The organism is Metabacillus sp. 84 (assembly GCF_050107715.1).
In the GTDB taxonomy this organism is placed as follows: Bacteria; Bacillota; Bacilli; order Bacillales; family Bacillaceae; genus Metabacillus_B.
The window spans coordinates 57,123-74,707 of sequence record NZ_JBNILN010000014.1; the positions used below are offsets into that span (position 1 = coordinate 57,123).

General features: G+C 45.8%; 17 protein-coding genes and 2 other annotated features (1 of these 19 only partly in view). All 17 genes read right to left on the reverse strand.

Annotated elements, in window-relative coordinates; genetic code table 11:
• Positions 1-97 precede the first annotated feature (97 nt).
• Entirely contained in the window at positions 98-343 is a 246-nt protein-coding gene (locus ACQCV8_RS17720; RefSeq protein ID WP_426846712.1) for a 50S ribosomal protein L7ae-like protein, read from the reverse strand.
• 117 nt (positions 344-460) lie between these two features.
• On the reverse strand, positions 461-4,060 hold the full coding sequence (gene rpoC, locus ACQCV8_RS17725; RefSeq protein ID WP_426846714.1) for a DNA-directed RNA polymerase subunit beta': 3,600 nt from the start codon (positions 4,058-4,060) through the stop codon (positions 461-463).
• Positions 4,061-4,235: 175 nt separating this feature from the next.
• Entirely contained in the window at positions 4,236-7,817 is a 3,582-nt protein-coding gene (gene rpoB / locus ACQCV8_RS17730; RefSeq protein ID WP_426846716.1) for a DNA-directed RNA polymerase subunit beta, read from the reverse strand.
• A 253-nt stretch (positions 7,818-8,070) separates the two neighbouring features.
• Positions 8,071-8,673, reverse strand: coding sequence for a class I SAM-dependent methyltransferase (locus ACQCV8_RS17735; RefSeq protein WP_426846717.1), 603 nt, complete (start codon positions 8,671-8,673; stop codon positions 8,071-8,073).
• A 156-nt stretch (positions 8,674-8,829) separates the two neighbouring features.
• On the reverse strand, positions 8,830-9,195 hold the full coding sequence (gene rplL / locus ACQCV8_RS17740) for a 50S ribosomal protein L7/L12 (RefSeq protein WP_426846719.1): 366 nt from the start codon (positions 9,193-9,195) through the stop codon (positions 8,830-8,832).
• Between the two features lie 47 nt (positions 9,196-9,242).
• A complete protein-coding gene (rplJ, locus tag ACQCV8_RS17745; RefSeq protein ID WP_426846721.1) occupies positions 9,243-9,743 on the reverse strand; it encodes a 50S ribosomal protein L10 in 501 nt (166 codons plus the stop codon).
• Between the two features lie 39 nt (positions 9,744-9,782).
• Positions 9,783-9,929: a sequence feature (ribosomal protein L10 leader region), on the reverse strand.
• 57 nt (positions 9,930-9,986) lie between these two features.
• Positions 9,987-10,685: a 50S ribosomal protein L1 gene (gene rplA / locus ACQCV8_RS17750; protein WP_426846723.1), complete on the reverse strand. Its 699-nt coding sequence runs from the start codon at positions 10,683-10,685 to the stop codon at positions 9,987-9,989.
• A 191-nt stretch (positions 10,686-10,876) separates the two neighbouring features.
• Positions 10,877-11,302 (reverse strand): 50S ribosomal protein L11, encoded by a 426-nt coding sequence (rplK, locus tag ACQCV8_RS17755; protein ID WP_035406751.1) that lies wholly within the window; start codon positions 11,300-11,302, stop codon positions 10,877-10,879.
• 175 nt (positions 11,303-11,477) lie between these two features.
• Positions 11,478-12,011, reverse strand: a complete 534-nt coding sequence (gene nusG, locus ACQCV8_RS17760; protein ID WP_426846726.1) for a transcription termination/antitermination protein NusG — start codon at positions 12,009-12,011, stop codon at positions 11,478-11,480.
• Positions 12,012-12,335: 324 nt separating this feature from the next.
• On the reverse strand, positions 12,336-12,518 hold the full coding sequence (secE, locus tag ACQCV8_RS17765) for a preprotein translocase subunit SecE (protein ID WP_426846728.1): 183 nt from the start codon (positions 12,516-12,518) through the stop codon (positions 12,336-12,338).
• A 160-nt stretch (positions 12,519-12,678) separates the two neighbouring features.
• On the reverse strand, positions 12,679-12,828 hold the full coding sequence (gene rpmG / locus ACQCV8_RS17770) for a 50S ribosomal protein L33 (RefSeq protein WP_426846730.1): 150 nt from the start codon (positions 12,826-12,828) through the stop codon (positions 12,679-12,681).
• Positions 12,829-12,910: 82 nt separating this feature from the next.
• Positions 12,911-13,567, reverse strand: coding sequence for an RNA polymerase sporulation sigma factor SigH (gene sigH / locus ACQCV8_RS17775; RefSeq protein ID WP_426846732.1), 657 nt, complete (start codon positions 13,565-13,567; stop codon positions 12,911-12,913).
• A 66-nt stretch (positions 13,568-13,633) separates the two neighbouring features.
• Positions 13,634-14,143: an NYN domain-containing protein gene (locus tag ACQCV8_RS17780; RefSeq protein WP_426846734.1), complete on the reverse strand. Its 510-nt coding sequence runs from the start codon at positions 14,141-14,143 to the stop codon at positions 13,634-13,636.
• Positions 14,144-14,148: 5 nt separating this feature from the next.
• Positions 14,149-14,895, reverse strand: a complete 747-nt coding sequence (rlmB, locus tag ACQCV8_RS17785; RefSeq protein ID WP_426846736.1) for a 23S rRNA (guanosine(2251)-2'-O)-methyltransferase RlmB — start codon at positions 14,893-14,895, stop codon at positions 14,149-14,151.
• The gene (locus ACQCV8_RS17790) at positions 14,892-15,311 is read right to left on the reverse strand and encodes a Mini-ribonuclease 3 (protein WP_426846738.1); all 420 of its coding nucleotides are present in this window, start codon (positions 15,309-15,311) and stop codon (positions 14,892-14,894) included. The genes rlmB and ACQCV8_RS17790 overlap by 4 nt, the downstream gene beginning before the upstream one ends.
• A gap of 4 nt (positions 15,312-15,315) precedes the next feature.
• Positions 15,316-16,713 (reverse strand): cysteine--tRNA ligase, encoded by a 1,398-nt coding sequence (cysS, locus tag ACQCV8_RS17795; protein WP_426846740.1) that lies wholly within the window; start codon positions 16,711-16,713, stop codon positions 15,316-15,318.
• The gene (cysE, locus tag ACQCV8_RS17800) at positions 16,703-17,359 is read right to left on the reverse strand and encodes a serine O-acetyltransferase (protein ID WP_426846741.1); all 657 of its coding nucleotides are present in this window, start codon (positions 17,357-17,359) and stop codon (positions 16,703-16,705) included. The genes cysS and cysE overlap by 11 nt, the downstream gene beginning before the upstream one ends.
• Positions 17,360-17,426: 67 nt before the next feature.
• Positions 17,427-17,585, reverse strand: a binding site (T-box leader) (it continues 66 nt past the right edge of the window).

Sequence of the window (17,585 nt, forward strand, 5' to 3'; positions counted from 1 at the left end):
CCTTCTCAATTTCTAAACCCACACATCCAGGTGGTTCATATTTGGGCAAAAACAAAGTCTTTACTTGATTAATCAGGTAAAAACACGTTTGCTTTTATTAGGTAATGGCTACTGCTGCGGCCCCAACTTCAATTCCGCAAGCTTTTCCAAGCTTTTTCATAGAGTCAACCAGCATGACAGGAACCTGTTTTTCCCTCGCCATCTGAGCAACGGCAGATGTAATCCTGGGATCAGCGTCCTCTGCAATGATGAGCTCCTTTACGGAACCTTGCTGTAGTGCCTTCAGCGTTTGCTTTGTACCAACAATAATAGTTGCTGCCTGTGATACTTTTTCATAAGACATTGAAGTATATCCTCCAAAGCAACAGGTAGAATCGAGCACCTTGAATAGCTTAACATTGGAAGAGATGGATGTCAACAGAGTTTCAGAAGAAACATCTGCCGGCATCCATCTCTCATATTAATCTACAGTAACCGTGTCCTGGCTCGATTGAACTTGTGAGATTGGCTGTACTTTACGGTAGCGGTTCATACCTGTACCGGCAGGAACCAATTTACCGATGATTACATTCTCTTTTAGTCCGAGAAGCTCGTCACGTTTTCCTTTGATTGCTGCATCTGTCAGGACACGAGTTGTTTCCTGGAAGGATGCGGCAGACAGGAAGGAATCTGTTTCAAGTGATGCTTTCGTAATTCCAAGAAGGATTGGACGGCCTGTAGCAGGACGCTTCCCTTCAATGAGAACCCGCTTGTTTGCATCTGTAAACTGATGAATATCCAACAGTGTTCCAGGCAACACATCCGTATCTCCGGCATCAATCACCCGGATTTTGCGGAGCATTTGGCGGACCATAACCTCTACGTGCTTATCGCCGATTTCTACCCCTTGCATACGGTATACTTTCTGCACTTCACGAAGGAGGTATTCCTGCACAGCCTGAGTATCTTTTACTTTCAGAAGTTCTTTCGGATCGATTGAACCTTCAGTAAGCTCCTGGCCGCGTTTCACTTTATCACCCTCTGCAACTTTCAGACGGGCATTGTATGGAGCAGTGTACGTACGGGATTCAACGTCTCCCTGAACGACAATCTCCTGCTGTTTTTCCCTGATTTCATTTACTTCGGTTACGACACCGTCAATTTCAGAAATCGTAGCCTGACCTTTAGGGTTACGGGCTTCGAACAGCTCCTGGATACGAGGAAGACCTTGAGTGATGTCATCCCCCGCAACTCCTCCGGTATGGAACGTACGCATAGTAAGCTGTGTTCCAGGCTCACCGATGGATTGGGCAGCGATGATTCCGACAGCCTCACCGACCTCAACGTCAGACCCGGTCGCAAGGTTGCGGCCGTAGCATCGTTTACACACACCATGGCGTGTGTTGCACGTAAATGCAGAACGGATCCATACTTGCTCAATTCCTGATTCTACAATCTGCAGAGCAATATCTTCCGTAATCAGTTCATTTTCCTCAACAAGAAGAGCTTCTGTTTCAGGGTGGTGAATGTTTCTGCGTGCATAGCGTCCGATAAGACGTTCTTCAAGTTTTTCAATGACCTCTGTACCTTCTTTGATTGATTCTGCAAGAAGTCCGCGGTCTGTACCGCAGTCGTCATCACGGATGATAACATCCTGGGCAACATCAACAAGGCGGCGTGTCAGGTAGCCTGAATCGGCAGTTTTAAGGGCGGTATCGGCAAGACCTTTACGCGCACCATGGGTGGAAATAAAGTATTCCAATACCGTTAAGCCTTCACGGAAACTGGACTTGATCGGAAGTTCGATGATTCGTCCAGCCGGGTTAGCCATCAATCCGCGCATTCCGGCAAGCTGTGTAAAGTTAGATGCGTTACCACGGGCTCCCGAGTCACTCATCATGAAGATCGGGTTGCGCGTATCCAGGGTTTTCATCAATTTGCCTTGAATGGTATCCTTCGCAGCACTCCAGATCGAAATCACGCGCTCATAGCGCTCTTCTTCTGTAATCAGACCGCGTCGGAACTGCTTAAGAACGTTATCTACCTTCGCTTGCGCTTCAGTCAGAATTTCTTCCTTCTCACGCAATACGACGATATCCGCCACACCAACCGTAATACCGGCTTTTGTAGAATATCTGAATCCCAAATCCTTTAGACGGTCAAGCATCCTGGACGTTTCAGTAATCTGGAACTTTTTAAAGATCTCAGCGATGATGCTTCCAAGGATGCCTTTTTTAAATGGGGGCACCAATTCCTGCTTGGAAATGTATTCTTTTACATCAACGGTAGAATCAACAAAATACTTTTCAGGCGTTTTCTCTTCAATATTCCCCTTGCTCGGTTCATTCATATAAGGGAATGAGCCTGGAAGGATTTCATTGAAGATCAATTTCCCTACAGTCGTCAGAAGAAGCTGTTTTTCCTGCTCTTCTGTGAACGTTTGATTGCTAAGAGATGATGCAGCTACTGCAATACGGGAATGCAAATGGACGTATCCATTCTGGTAAGCAATAAGAGCCTCGTTTGTATCTCTGAAGATCATCCCTTCTCCGACTGCATCTTCGCGCTCCATCGTCAGGTAATAGTTACCGAGAACCATATCCTGGGACGGCGTTACAACCGGTTTACCATCTTTAGGGTTCAAGATGTTCTGGGCTGCCAGCATAAGGATGCGGGCTTCTGCCTGAGCTTCAGCTGAAAGCGGTACGTGGACAGCCATTTGGTCACCGTCAAAGTCAGCGTTGTATGCTGTACATACGAGCGGGTGAAGACGGATGGCACGGCCTTCAACAAGAGTCGGTTCGAATGCCTGAATCCCCAATCTGTGAAGCGTTGGTGCACGGTTCAATAGAACAGGGTGCTCCTTAATAACGGATTCAAGTACATCCCAGACTTCAGGCTGAACGCGCTCGATTTTGCGCTTAGCACTTTTGATGTTGTGGGCAAGACCTTTTTCAACAAGCTCTTTCATAACAAAAGGCTTAAACAGTTCAAGTGCCATCTCTTTTGGAAGTCCGCACTGATACATTTTCAGATTCGGTCCGACAACGATTACGGAACGGCCTGAGTAATCAACACGCTTACCAAGCAAGTTCTGGCGGAAACGCCCTTGCTTCCCTTTAAGCATGTGGGAAAGCGATTTGAGCGGACGGTTACCCGGACCTGTTACCGGACGGCCTCTTCTTCCATTGTCAATTAAAGCATCTACAGCTTCCTGCAGCATGCGTTTTTCATTTTGAACGATAATGCTTGGAGCCCCAAGGTCAAGCAGGCGCTTCAGCCGGTTGTTCCGGTTGATTACCCGGCGGTAAAGGTCATTCAGGTCAGACGTAGCAAAACGTCCGCCGTCAAGCTGTACCATCGGACGCAGTTCAGGAGGAATAACAGGAAGGACATCAAGAATCATCCAGGAAGGGTTGTTTCCGGATCCGCGGAACGCTTCCAAAACTTCCAGACGTTTGATTGCACGTGTACGGCGCTGGCCTTGTGCAGTTTTTAAGTCTTCCTTCAGCTGCTCTACATCCCGATCCGGGTCAATATCCATAAGAAGCTTTTTGATGGCCTCAGCTCCCATGGAAGCCTGGAACGTGCTGCCGTATTTATCACGGTAGGCGCGGTACTCTTTCTCAGAAAGAAGCTGTTTCTTTTCAAGAGGAGTGTCACCCGTATCCGTTACTACATAAGAAGCAAAGTAGATTACTTCTTCAAGAGCACGGGGAGACATGTCCAGTACAAGACCCATACGGCTCGGAATTCCTTTAAAATACCATATGTGGGATACAGGAGCTGCCAGCTCAATATGTCCCATGCGCTCACGGCGAACCTTGGCGCGTGTTACTTCAACTCCGCAGCGGTCACAGACTACACCTTTATAGCGGACACGTTTGTATTTACCGCAATGGCACTCCCAGTCCTTTTGAGGGCCGAAAATACGCTCGCAGAACAAACCGTCTTTTTCAGGCTTAAGTGTCCGGTAGTTGATTGTCTCCGGCTTTTTCACTTCACCGAAAGACCATGAACGAATCTTATCAGGTGATGCAAGTCCGATGTTCATATACTCAAAATTATTAACATCTAGCAAGGGGCCTACCTCCCTTTTCATCTTCAGGTTATACCCTTATATCCTGGAGAGTTACATTAAAAACTAAAGGCTTCAGCATCCGCCTCACAGGTAGAGACCGGACGCTAAAGCCCGGTTCTGAACCCTAAGGCTGCAGGTGTTTTGCGCGCCTGCTGCTTTGCAGCCATTCCATAATCTATTCTTTCGTAACAGCGTCCTTCTCTTTTTCAGTCGCGACAGCTGCTTCTTCTTCCATTTCTTCTCCGAGAGACAGGCTTTCAGAGGCTTGAGGATCTTCATCGTCTTCAAGATCTCTCATTTCAATTTCTTTTTCATCGCCGGAAAGAATTTTAACATCCATACCCAAGCTTTGAAGTTCTTTAATCAATACTTTGAAGGACTCAGGAACTCCCGGTTCCGGAACGTTTTCACCTTTGACGATGGCTTCATACGTTTTCACACGTCCTACGACGTCATCCGACTTAACCGTCAGGATCTCCTGAAGTGTATAGGCGGCTCCATAAGCTTCAAGCGCCCAAACCTCCATCTCTCCGAAACGCTGTCCGCCGAATTGCGCTTTACCTCCGAGAGGCTGCTGTGTAACGAGTGAGTAAGGTCCGGTAGAACGGGCATGAAGCTTGTCATCAACCATGTGAGCCAGTTTGATCATATACATGATCCCAACGGATACCCGGTTATCAAACGGCTCGCCTGAACGTCCGTCATACAGGACTGTTTTTGCGTCTCTTGCCATTCCGGCTTCTTCAAGCGTAGACCACACATCTTCCTCGCGCGCTCCATCGAATACCGGTGATGCCACATGAATGCCCAGGTAGCGTGCGGCCATACCGAGGTGAAGCTCGAGTACTTGCCCGATGTTCATACGGGATGGTACACCCAGTGGGTTAAGCATGATATCTACCGGTGTGCCATCTGGAAGATACGGCATATCTTCTTCCGGAAGGATACGGGAGATAACCCCTTTGTTACCGTGTCGTCCGGCCATTTTATCTCCTTCAGAGATTTTACGCTTCTGAACGATATAAGCACGTACGAGCTGGTTAACTCCAGGTGGCAGTTCGTCTCCATCTTCACGGTTGAAGACTTTCACATCAAGGATGATTCCGCCTCCGCCGTGCGGCACTCTAAGGGAAGTATCACGAACCTCACGTGCTTTCTCACCAAAGATGGCGTGAAGAAGCCGTTCTTCAGCAGTCAGCTCTGTTACACCTTTAGGTGTTACTTTACCGACAAGCAAGTCGCCATCTTTCACTTCTGCACCGACACGGATGATTCCGCGTTCATCAAGGTTACGGAGTGCGTCTTCCCCAACGTTTGGAATATCTCTTGTGATTTCTTCAGGTCCAAGCTTCGTATCACGTGCTTCGGACTCATATTCTTCAATGTGAATAGAAGTGTAAACATCGTCTTTCACAAGACGTTCGCTCATGATGATGGCATCTTCATAGTTATAGCCATCCCATGTCATGAACGCAACCATAACATTGCGGCCAAGAGCCAGTTCGCCTTTTTCCATAGAAGGTCCGTCAGCAAGAATTTCCCCTTTTACTACTTCATCGCCTTCACTTACGATCGGACGCTGGTTGTAGCAAGTCCCCTGATTGGAACGGATAAACTTCAGCATGCTGTATTTATCAAGGTTGCCCTTTACTTTATTGCCGTCCACTTCATCATAGCGGCGGACATAAACGTTCTTCGCTTCTACTTTTTCAACGATCCCTGGGTGCTTACAGATAACAGCGGCACCTGAATCTTTACCTGAAACGTATTCCATACCCGTCCCGACAACAGGTGCTTCCGGCTGCATCAATGGAACAGCCTGACGCTGCATGTTCGCTCCCATCAGGGCACGGTTGGAGTCATCGTTTTCAAGGAAAGGAATACATGCTGTTGCAGCAGATACTACCTGCTTAGGAGATACATCCATATAATCGACGCGGTCACGTGCTACAACCGTGTTTTCACCACGGAAACGCGCAACGATTCCGTCGTCTAGGAATGTACCGTCATCACCAAGGCGGGCATTTGCCTGCGCCACTACATAGTTATCCTCTTCGTCAGCTGTCAGATAATCAATGCGGGCCGTCACTTTTCCTGTATCCGGATCTACACGGCGGTAAGGCGTTTCAATGAATCCGAAGCGGTTTACCTTTGCGTAGCTGGACAAGGAGTTGATCAAACCAATGTTTGGTCCCTCAGGCGTTTCAATAGGACACATACGGCCGTAGTGGGAATAGTGAACGTCACGCACTTCGAAGCCGGCACGCTCACGAGTCAGACCGCCGGGTCCAAGCGCTGACAGACGGCGTTTATGCGTCAGCTCAGCAAGCGGGTTCGTCTGATCCATAAACTGAGAAAGCTGAGAGCTTCCAAAGAACTCTTTAATGCTTGCAATAACCGGGCGGATATTAATCAGCTGCTGAGGTGTGATTGTATTTGTATCCTGAATGGACATACGCTCGCGCACCACGCGCTCCATACGGGACAGCCCGATGCGGAATTGATTCTGCAGCAATTCTCCAACTGAGCGGAGACGGCGGTTCCCAAGGTGATCGATATCATCCGTGTCGCCTACTCCATGAAGAAGGTTAAAGAAATAGCTGATTGAGGAGAGAATATCTGCCGCAGTGATGTTCTTGACCGTTTCCTCCACATAAGCGTTTCCGATTACGTTAATCACGTGCTCGCCTTCCGGATCATTTGGAGAGTAAATTTTAATAGATTGAAGAGTTGTTTCGTCTGTCACCACTCCGTTTGAGGGGTTAACAGATTTGAATCCCACTCCGCTCTCAAGGTTAGGAATAATGCGGTCCAGGGTTCTGCGGTCAATAATCGTACCCTTTTCAGCGATGATTTCCCCTGTTTCAGGGTCAGCCAATGATTCTGCAAGGCGCTGATTGAAAAGGCGGTTCTTTATATGAAGCTTTTTATTAATTTTATAGCGTCCAACACTCGCAAGGTCATAACGCTTCGGATCAAAGAAGCGCGACTCCAAAAGGCTTTTCGCATTATCAACTGTAGGAGGTTCTCCCGGACGAAGGCGTTCATAGATTTCAAGGAGCGCTTTTTCCGTAGTCTCTGTGTTATCTTTTTCAAGAGTGTTGCGTAAGTATTCATTCTCACCGAACAGCTCGGCGATTTCTTGATCAGAGCCAAACCCTAGGGCACGCAAAAGAACCGTAACTGGCAGTTTCCGAGTACGATCAATCCGTACATATGCTACATCCTTTGCATCGGTTTCGTACTCCAGCCAAGCGCCACGGTTTGGAATGACTGTTGCTGTAAAGCCTCTTTTACCATTCTTGTCGACTTTACCGCTGAAATATACACTCGGCGAACGAACCAGCTGAGATACGATAACACGCTCAGCTCCATTAATTACGAAAGTTCCCGTTTCGGTCATTAGAGGGAAATCCCCCATGAAGACGTCCTGGTCTTTCACTTCGCCTGTTTCTTTGTTGATCAAACGGACTTTCACGCGTAACGGAGCAGAAAAGGTTACATCGCGTTCCTTAGATTCCTCAACGGAATACTTTGGCTCACCAAGGCTGTAATCAATAAACTCTAGCGAGAGGTTGCCGGTGAAATCCTCAATTGGAGAGATATCCTGAAACATCTCTCTGAGTCCCTCATCAAGAAACCACTGATAGGAAGCGGTTTGGATCTCAATGAGATTCGGCAATTCTAATACTTCGCTAATGCGTGCATAACTTCTGCGTTGGCGGTGCCGTCCATACTGAACTAGTTGACCTGTCAACTGATTCACCCCTCAGTTCATGCATATTGGATCTGTAAAAAGCATCAAACTAGTCACCCTAGCAAATCATGCTTCTACAAGTAAATAACAAAACAAAAAAGGGTTTCTGTTAAGAAAACCACATTTTTTTGAACGAACAGATTCTATAAGTTTTCCCACATATGCTAAATTTATACATTTATTATGTAATTTAGACATTTGCAGAAATTTAAACATTGGCATTTTATAATATTAACATGCCCAAAAATACGAGTCAATCTTTTTTAGCTCTAATAATATAGTAGCCTTTTTTCTTCTGCACGACGCCGACTTCTTCAAAATGCTCTTCCAATTTAGCGACAGCAGATGGAGCGCCTTGTTTTTTCTGAATCACAGCCCAAAGTTCTCCGCCGCTGACCAGGTGATCAAAGCCTTTTTCCAAAATTTCATGGACAACTTTTTTCCCTGCCCTTATCGGAGGATTCGTTACGATCGCGGCATACCGTTGATCTTTGGCTTGCGTGTACAAATCACTTTGAAAAATCGAGACATTTGAAATTTGATTAAGCGCTGCATTTTCTTTTGCAAGCTCTATCGCTCTTGCATTAATATCCGCCATATCCACATGGCGGCTTGGAAACTTTTTCGCAAGCGCCAGTCCAATTGGACCGTAGCCGCATCCCATATCAAGGATGCTTCCAGCCGGCTCCGGCATTTCAAAAGCATCAATCAGAACTCTCGAACCAAAATCGACTTCATTTTTTGAAAACACACCTGAATCACTGCGGAATGTAAAGGAATGGCCAGCCAGTTCAAATGCCCAGCTCTTCTTGCTGCTTTGTACAGCAGGATTCTCAGAGTAGTAATGATCGCTCATTGTCTTACCTCCTCATGGGAGCTTTGAGAGTATATTCTATCATTTCGGGGAAGCAGCTTGCCAAGATTTTAGCCCGCGCTCTAATAGGGAAGTTCTTTCTTTTGGTAGAAAAAAGCCCGCCTTTGAACAGCGGGCTTTTTCTTATATAGAAAGGAATTACTTAACTTCTACGCCAGCGCCAACTTCTTCAAGTTTAGCTTTAAGCTCTTCAGCTTCTTCTTTAGCAATGCCTTCTTTGATTGCTTTTGGAGTGTTGTCAACCAATTCTTTTGCTTCTTTAAGACCAAGACCAGTGATTTCACGAACCACTTTGATAACCTTGATTTTTTGAGCTCCAGCAGATTCAAGGATCAGGTCAAATTCAGTTTGCTCAGCAGCAGCTTCACCAGCTCCAGCTCCGCCCATCATAGCTACAGGAGCAGCAGCAGTTACACCAAATTCTTCTTCGATAGCTTTAACAAGATCGTTCAGTTCTAGAACTGTCATATTTTTGACAGCTTCAATGATTTGTTCTTTAGACATTATATTTTCCTCCTTATTTTTCAATCAAATTTTATAGAAATACGGGATTAAGCGCCTTGTTCTTCTTTTTGCTCAGCAACTGCTTTGTTGACAAGAGCAAAGTTGCGGATTGGAGCTTGAAGAACGCTAAGCAACATAGAAAGCAAGCCTTCGCGGGAAGGAAGTTCAGCAAGAGCTTTAATTTCCTCAACGGATGCAATGTTGCCTTCAATGACACCAGCTTTGATTTCCAAAGCTTCGTTCTTTTTCGCAAATTCGTTCAAAACTTTTGCAGGAGCTACAACGTCTTCTGTGCTGAATGCGATCGCATTCGGTCCAGTAAGCGCGTCGTTAAGGCCTGAAAGTTCAGCTTTTTCCACTGCACGGCGAGTCATCGTGTTTTTGTAAACTTTGAATTCTACGCCAGCTTCACGAAGAGATTTACGAAGTTCAGTCACTTGTGCTACAGTCAGTCCGCGGTAGTCCACTACAATTGTAGATTTGCTGTCGCGGAACTTTTCTGTGATTTCATCAACGATTTGTTTCTTTGATTCGATAATGCTGCTCATTGTTACACCTCCTGTAGAATGATTGTCATTATACCGTTCGGTTCGCATGAAAAAGCCCCCATGCTAGACATGGAGGCGCCGTTTATACATGAGCATAGAATGCAGTCTGTACAATATGGTCACACCTCGGCAGGAAATTAAGCTAAAATCAGCACCTGCTGTCTGCGGTATAATTATCTTATTAAGTTATCGTTTTTAAACAACAATGTGAATTATATACGAACTTCTATAAGAAGTCAACAATTATTTTGCAGAGAAGCTGGAAGAATCAACTTTGATTCCAGGGCCCATAGTGGACGTTACAGCAACACTCTTCATGTAAGTGCCTTTCGCTGCAGCTGGCTTCGCTTTGATCATGGTGTCATAAACTGTCGTGAAGTTTTCAACAAGCTTGCTGTCTTCGAAAGAAACCTTACCGATTGGAACATGGATGATACCGGCTTTGTCAACGCGGTATTCCACTTTACCAGCTTTGATTTCATTAACAGCTCTTTCAACTTCAAATGTTACAGTTCCTGTTTTCGGGTTCGGCATAAGTCCTTTTGGTCCCAATACGCGGCCAAGCTTACCAACTTCACCCATCATGTCAGGAGTCGCAACGATTACATCAAAGTCAAACCAGCCTTGCTGGATTTTCGTGATGAACTCGGAATCTCCAACATAATCTGCTCCTGCAGCTTCTGCTTCTTTCGCTTTTTCGCCTTTAGCGAAAACCAAAACTTTTTGAGTTTTACCAGTTCCGTTTGGAAGCACAACTGCTCCACGGATTTGCTGGTCATTTTTACGAGGGTCTACTCCAAGACGGAAAGCAACCTCTACTGTTGCGTCAAATTTCGCCGTGTTTGTTTTCTTAACCAAATCAACAGCTTCTGTTACAGGGTACGTTTTCGAACGGTCTACAAGCTTTGCAGCTTCTGTATACTTCTTGCCTTTTTTAGCCATTTTCATTTTCCTCCTTATGTGGTTTTAGCGGAAATAACCTCCCACAGGTAAAAGCGCAGCTGGCCGGATGTCCGGACAGTGCGTTCGGATGGGGCATTTTAAAGCCTGATCCATCCAGGTCACAAATCTGTAAACGAGAATAAAGGCTGCGAACTTGTGAATCCAAACCCGCAACCCTCAAAAATCATCAATTAGTCTTCGATCACAATTCCCATGCTGCGTGCAGTACCTTCAACCATCAACATAGCCGCTTCAACGCTTGCTGCGTTTAAGTCAGGCATTTTTGTTTCAGCGATTTCACGTACTTTGTCACGCTTAACTGTTGCCACTTTATTACGGTTTGGTTCACCAGAACCAGACTCAATTCCAGCTGCTTTCTTAAGCAATACAGCAGCAGGCGGAGTTTTTGTAATAAAAGTGAAGGAACGATCTTCAAAAACAGTGATTTCAACCGGGATAATCAACCCAGCTTGTTCAGCTGTGCGTGCGTTAAATTCCTTACAGAATCCCATGATATTCACACCAGCCTGACCCAATGCAGGACCTACTGGAGGAGCCGGATTTGCTTTGCCGGCAGGAATTTGCAATTTAACCATTTTAATTACTTTTTTAGCCACGAGACACACCTCCTTAAGTCCGTGATGTGGTAATAGGGCCTTGCCCTCCCACTCATAACCTCATTCTTTATGTGAATGATTAGGGAAAATCAAGTTATCTGCCCCACTTTGAGTGAGACACACTGACTTATGAAATATTATCACTTTTCCCAATCCATTTCAAGTTATTTTCTGATTATAATTTATCGACCTGTGAGAACTCCAGTTCAACAGGGGTTTCCCGTCCAAACATGTTGACGAGAACCTTCACTTTTTGCTTATCTTGATCAATGTCCTCGATCATTCCGGTGAAGTTCGCAAATGGACCTTCAATAACTTTTACTGTTTCTTTCAGTTCGAAATCAATTTCTACACGGCGTTCGTCCATGCCCATGCGTTTCAGAATTACTTCTACCTCTTCAGGAAGCAGGGCCGTCGGTTTTGAACCGGAGCCTGCAGAGCCGACAAAGCCGGTTACACCCGGCGTATTCCGGACAACATACCAGGAATCATCTGTCATTACAATTTCTACGAGGACATAGCCCGGGAATACCTTTTTCTTCAAAACTTTCTTTTTGCCATTCTTAATATCTGTTTCTTCTTCTTCAGGAACAACGACTCTAAAAATCTTGTCTTGCATTGCCATTGATTCAACACGTTTTTCGAGATTTGCTTTTACTTTATTCTCATAACCGGAATACGTGTGAACAACATACCAATTTTTCTCCATACCTTCAGGACTTTTGTCCTTCCCTCCCAGCATTCATTTATTTTATAGTGTGCTGATCATGCGTATATCCAGGAAGCCCTGGAAGTACGATGCTTTTATAATCACTCTGTTAACCCCATCTGCCGGGGAGTTCCCGTTAGACGCTAAAACGTCCGTGCACCGCTTCTCCGCAGGAGACTTCGCCCTTCTCCCCTGTCAGCATGATGCTCTAACACAGCTTTAAAGAAAAAACCGCAAATTAAAAAACCCGCTGAACGGGTCTTTTCGAACAAAGCTTTGGATTATCATTTATTATAACACGGAAAACCCAGTTTTATTCAATAATCAGCGAACAATTAATCGAACCAGTTCAGAAATGCCCAAGTCTACGACTGCGAAGAATACAGCAGCGAAGACGACAGTTGCTATAACAACGATCGTATATCTAGTAAGCTCTTTGCCTTTAGGCCAGCTTACTTTTTTCATTTCACGACCGACATCCCCAAAAAACTTAGAAATACGTCCCATTTCGTTACCTCCAAAATAAAGAAAATACTAAAGCGGCCTCTCCGGTTTTCTTTCTAATTTGAAAGAGGATGGCTGGATCCGGTCGGACCTTCAAAAAAACAGCTGTACCTGATATTCATTGCTCAGGCAAAATAATTACGGCATAAAAGGGAAAGAAGTCCTATTTCGTTTCGCGGTGATTCGTATGGGCATTGCATACGCCGCAGAATTTCTTCATTTCCAGGCGCTCTGCTGTGTTAGCAGTGCTTTTCATTGTTGTATAGTTGCGGCTGCCGCATTCTGTACAGCCTAAAATTACTTTTTTTCGCATGCTGGACACCTTCCGCCATGTTTCATATTCCTACAAAATGTATCATAGCGTGGTTTTTCCTGTCAATAAAGGATCGAATTTGTCACAGACTCAGTTCCCTGAGTTCAAGGTATCTTTCAAGCTTTCTTTTCACACGCTGCAGCGCATTGTCAATCGACTTTACGTGGCGGTTCAGTTCTTCAGAGATTTCCTGGTAGGACCTCCCGTCCAGGTAAAGCGAAAGTACCTTTCTCTCAAGATCACTTAAGAGCTCAGCCATTTTCACTTCAATGTCGTCAAATTCTTCCTGGTTGATAAACAGCTCTTCAGGATCCATAATTTTCGCACCGGAGATGACATCCATCAAAGTCCGGTCTGATTCGTCGTCATAAATAGGCTTGTCCAGAGAAACATAGGAGTTGAGCGGAATATGTTTTTGGCGGGTTGCTGTTTTGATAGCGGTAATAATTTGGCGGGTAATGCATAGTTCTGCAAAAGCTTTGAATGAAGTAAGCTTGTCCTCTCTGAAGTCACGAATGGCTTTGTAAAGGCCGATCATTCCTTCCTGGACGATGTCTTCCCTGTCAGCGCCAATCAAGAAATAAGACCTTGCCTTGGCCCGGACAAAATTCCTGTATTTCGTAATCAAATAGTCCAGTGCATCACTTTCTCCGTTATGAACCAACTCTACAATCTGCTCGTCATCCAGAAACTGAAATTCTTCCTTGCTGAGATACCCCTTGCTGAATTGTGTATTCAAGCCGATCCCCCCGACCGCACATAGATAGCCATATTATACAGCACAAAAATTGGAATCGCAATACGGTTACAGGTCTCCGCGGCGCCATTTCTCAAAGGTTTTTATGACATCTTCCGACAATAAAATCTTCGATGGCGGCCGCTGGTTTTCCATTCGCTTCACTTTTTTCTTGATGCTCTCCTCTATTGCTTCCATCTCGTTCAGGAGCTCGCGGGCAGATTTCCTCAAGGCGCCTTGGCCGAAAATGGCCCATTGTTCTGTATAGTCCGATGTAGCTACATGAATCTGAGTCCGAATATCGTTCAATTCAGAGGCAAGCTTTTCAATCCGCTCATCCGCTGTTTCGTTCTCTTTTGTGAAGATGACCTCCACCCGGTAATTTTTATGCTTTTTTTCTATTCCTTTTACAAGGTGCGCATCAAAGATGATAATGACCCTGTACTTAGTGAAAGCTTGGTATTCCGCCATTTTTTGAATAAGGAGGTCTCTGGCCTGGGCAAAGTAATCTTTTCTTAAGACCCTGAGCTCCGGCCAGGCTCCTATTATGTTGTATCCATCTACAAGCAGAATATTCATGGCCCTCAGTCCCCGAGAGGATGCCGTTTTCTGAATACCTCGTACATCAGCAGGCTTGCTGCAACCGATGCATTGAGAGAAGTAACGTGCCCCGCCATTGGAAGATTGATAAGAAAATCGCACTTCTCTTTTACGAGCCGGCTCACACCTTTTCCTTCACTTCCGATAACAAGGCCGATTGGCATCGTGCCATCCAGGGTACGGTAATCATCCGCACCCTTCGCGTCTGTTCCTGCAATCCATAATCCCTTTTCTTTAAGCTCTTCAATAGCTCTTGTAAGGTTGGTCACCCTTGCAACCGGCACATATTCAATTGCGCCTGTGGATGCTTTGGCGACTGTAGCTGTAAGGCCGACGGATCTTCGTTTCGGAATGACAATCCCGTGAGCGCCCACTGCATCAGCCGTTCTCATAATGGATCCGAGATTATGTGGATCTTCAAGCTCGTCCAATAGGAGAATGAACGGAGCCTCTCCCTTTTCTTCCGCTGCTTTCAGCAAATCATCCAGCTCCGCATATTCATAGGCAGCAACCTGAGCGACGAATCCCTGGTGGTTTCCCTCGACCATCTGGTCAAGCTTTCGCTTAGGAACGGTTTGGATGATGATTCCTCTTTCTTTTGCAATGGCCGTTATTTGCAGTGCAGAGCCTTTCACGGAATTCTCCGCCATCCACACTTTATTGATTTCCCTTTCTGACCTGAGGGCTTCCAGAACAGGGTTGCGTCCAATAATATAATCTTCCTGGTTCATCCTCTTTGCCTCCTTTCCTCAAGCAGTCTGATCGCTTCTGCGGCTATTTCATTGAGCCGCTCCTCTTTTTTTTCTAAAAAAAGAAAGCCGATCAGCGCTTCAAAAGCGGTGCTGTATTTATACGTCATCAGTTCCGTGTTTTTCGGAACAGTACCTGATTTGGCATTTCTGCCCCTCCGGAGGATATCCTGTTCCTCCTCCGTAAAGAACCCTGCTTCAGTCATGCTTTGAAGAGCATCAGCCTGAGCTTTTGCAGATACGAATTCTTTTGCATAACGATGCAAATCATTGGGCTTTCCGAGACCCTTGGCCAGAAGGTGATGCCGGATATAAACCTCATATACGGCATCCCCCATATAGGCAAGAGCAAGGCTGTTCAGCTGTTTTGCCTGTTTAATTTTTTCCAGTTCTAGCATACAGTTAACCTCTTTTCCATCTGGTTCCCTGTGCTGTGTCTTCCAAAATGATATTTAAGTCCTTCAGCTGGCCGCGGATTTGATCTGCCTTGGCAAAGTCCCGGTCCGCGCGCGCCTGAATTCTTTTCTGGATCAGCTCATCGATTTCTTCATCCAGCAGCTCCTGCTCTCCGAATGAAATTCCCAATACGGCTGCAAGTGCATCAAATTCCAACAGCAGCGCCTCAATCACTTCCTCTGACGTATGGGTTTCCTGAAGGTAATAATTGGCCAGCTTTGCCAGTTCAAAAAGAACCGAAATGCCGTTCGCCGTATTAAAGTCATCATCCATTTCCTTAATGAACATTTCGCGCAGTCCCTTAATTTTAAGGAGCCAGTCACTGTTATTTTCCGTAAGGTTCGTGCTGCTTTCTTTCCGGTGCTTTAAATTCGCATAAGCTGTTTTCAGGCGTTCAAATGCATTTTTTGTACTCTCCAGCAGCTCAACTGAATAATTGATTGGATGGCGGTAATGAACGGAAAGCATAAAGAACCGAAGCAGCTGCGGATCGAATTCTTTAATGATGTCGTGAACCAGAACAAAATTGCCGAGTGATTTCGACATTTTTTCGTTATCAATGTTGATATAGCCATTATGAAGCCAGTATTTGGCGAACGGTTTTCCGGTTAAAGCTTCTGATTGGGCAATTTCATTTTCATGATGGGGGAAGGTCAGATCCTGTCCGCCTGCGTGGATATCGATGCTGTCCCCCAAATATTTCCGGGCCATGGCAGAGCACTCAATGTGCCAGCCCGGCCGGCCATTTCCCCAGGGGCTTTGCCACGAAATTTCCCCTTCCTTAGCCGCTTTCCAGAGAACAAAATCCAGCGCATCCTGCTTTTTTTCGCCAACCTCAATCCTTGCTCCCGAGCGCAGCTCGTCAATGGATTGGTGAGAAAGTTTGCCATAGCCTTCAAAGGCACGGGTTTTGTAATACACATCTCCCCCTGATTCATAAGCAAATCCTTTATCGATTAATGCCTGAACAAAATCAATAATGATGTCCATGTTTTCCGTCACACGGGGATGGACATCGGCATGGCTGCAGCCAAGTGCTGTTACGTCTTCAAAGTAGGCGTCAATGAAACGCTCTGCAATAGCCGGAACATCTTCGCCCAGCTCATTTGCTGCTTTGATAAGTTTATCATCTACGTCTGTGAAATTTGATACATACTGAACGTCATATCCGCGAAACTCCAGATATTTTCTGACTGTATCGTATACAATAGCCGGACGTGCATTGCCGATGTGGATATAGTTGTAAACGGTGGGACCGCACACGTACATCTTCACTTTGCCTTCTTCAAGCGGTTCAAATTGTTCTTTTGCGCGGGTTAGCGTGTTATATAGCTTAATGCCCATGTTCGTTCTTCCCTTCTCTTACTGATTCCAGTTCTGCTTTCAGCTTCAGAATTTCTTCTTCCAGCGCACGGAATTTATCATTCACCGGATCCGGAAGATCGGTATGATTTAAATCCCGCTTGATTTTCTGTCCATTGCGGATCACGACGCGGCCGGGAATTCCGACAACGGTAGAGTGGTCCGGTACATCCTGAAGCACGACGGAGCCCGCTCCGATTTTTGAATTCTCTCCTATTGTAATCGAGCCGAGAACTTTTGCTCCTGTGGCTATTAAGGCATTATCCATGATCGTCGGATGTCTTTTTCCTTTTTCTTTCCCGGTCCCTCCCAGGGTCACGCCCTGAAAAACTGTAACATTGTTTCCGATTTCGCATGTTTCCCCTATAACAACACCCATCCCGTGATCAATAAAAAATCGTTTTCCAATTTTCGCACCGGGATGGATTTCAATTCCGGTAAAAAAACGGCTGATTTGTGAAATAGCCCTGGCGCCAAAGAACAGCTTCCGCTTGTAGAATGCATGGGCCAGCCGATGAGCCCAAACCGCGTGAAGCCCTGAGTAGGTCAGAAGGACTTCCAGATAGCTCCGTGCGGCCGGGTCCTGATCAAATACAACATCCACATCTTCCTTCAGCAGCTTAAACAATGCTTCTCCCCTCCTGTTTACCCCTGTCTGTGCGTTTTACGGCATAAAAAAGACGCCTCTGCCTACTGACAGAGACGCCTTATCGCGCGGTTCCACTCTGTTTAGGGCCTTTATACTGAGCCCTCAACTTTATACTCCTTAACGCGGAGCAGACGCTTCTGCCTACTGAACATTTCAGCAAAAGACTCAGGAGGTGCAATTCAAGATCAGCTTCACTTTAACCTCT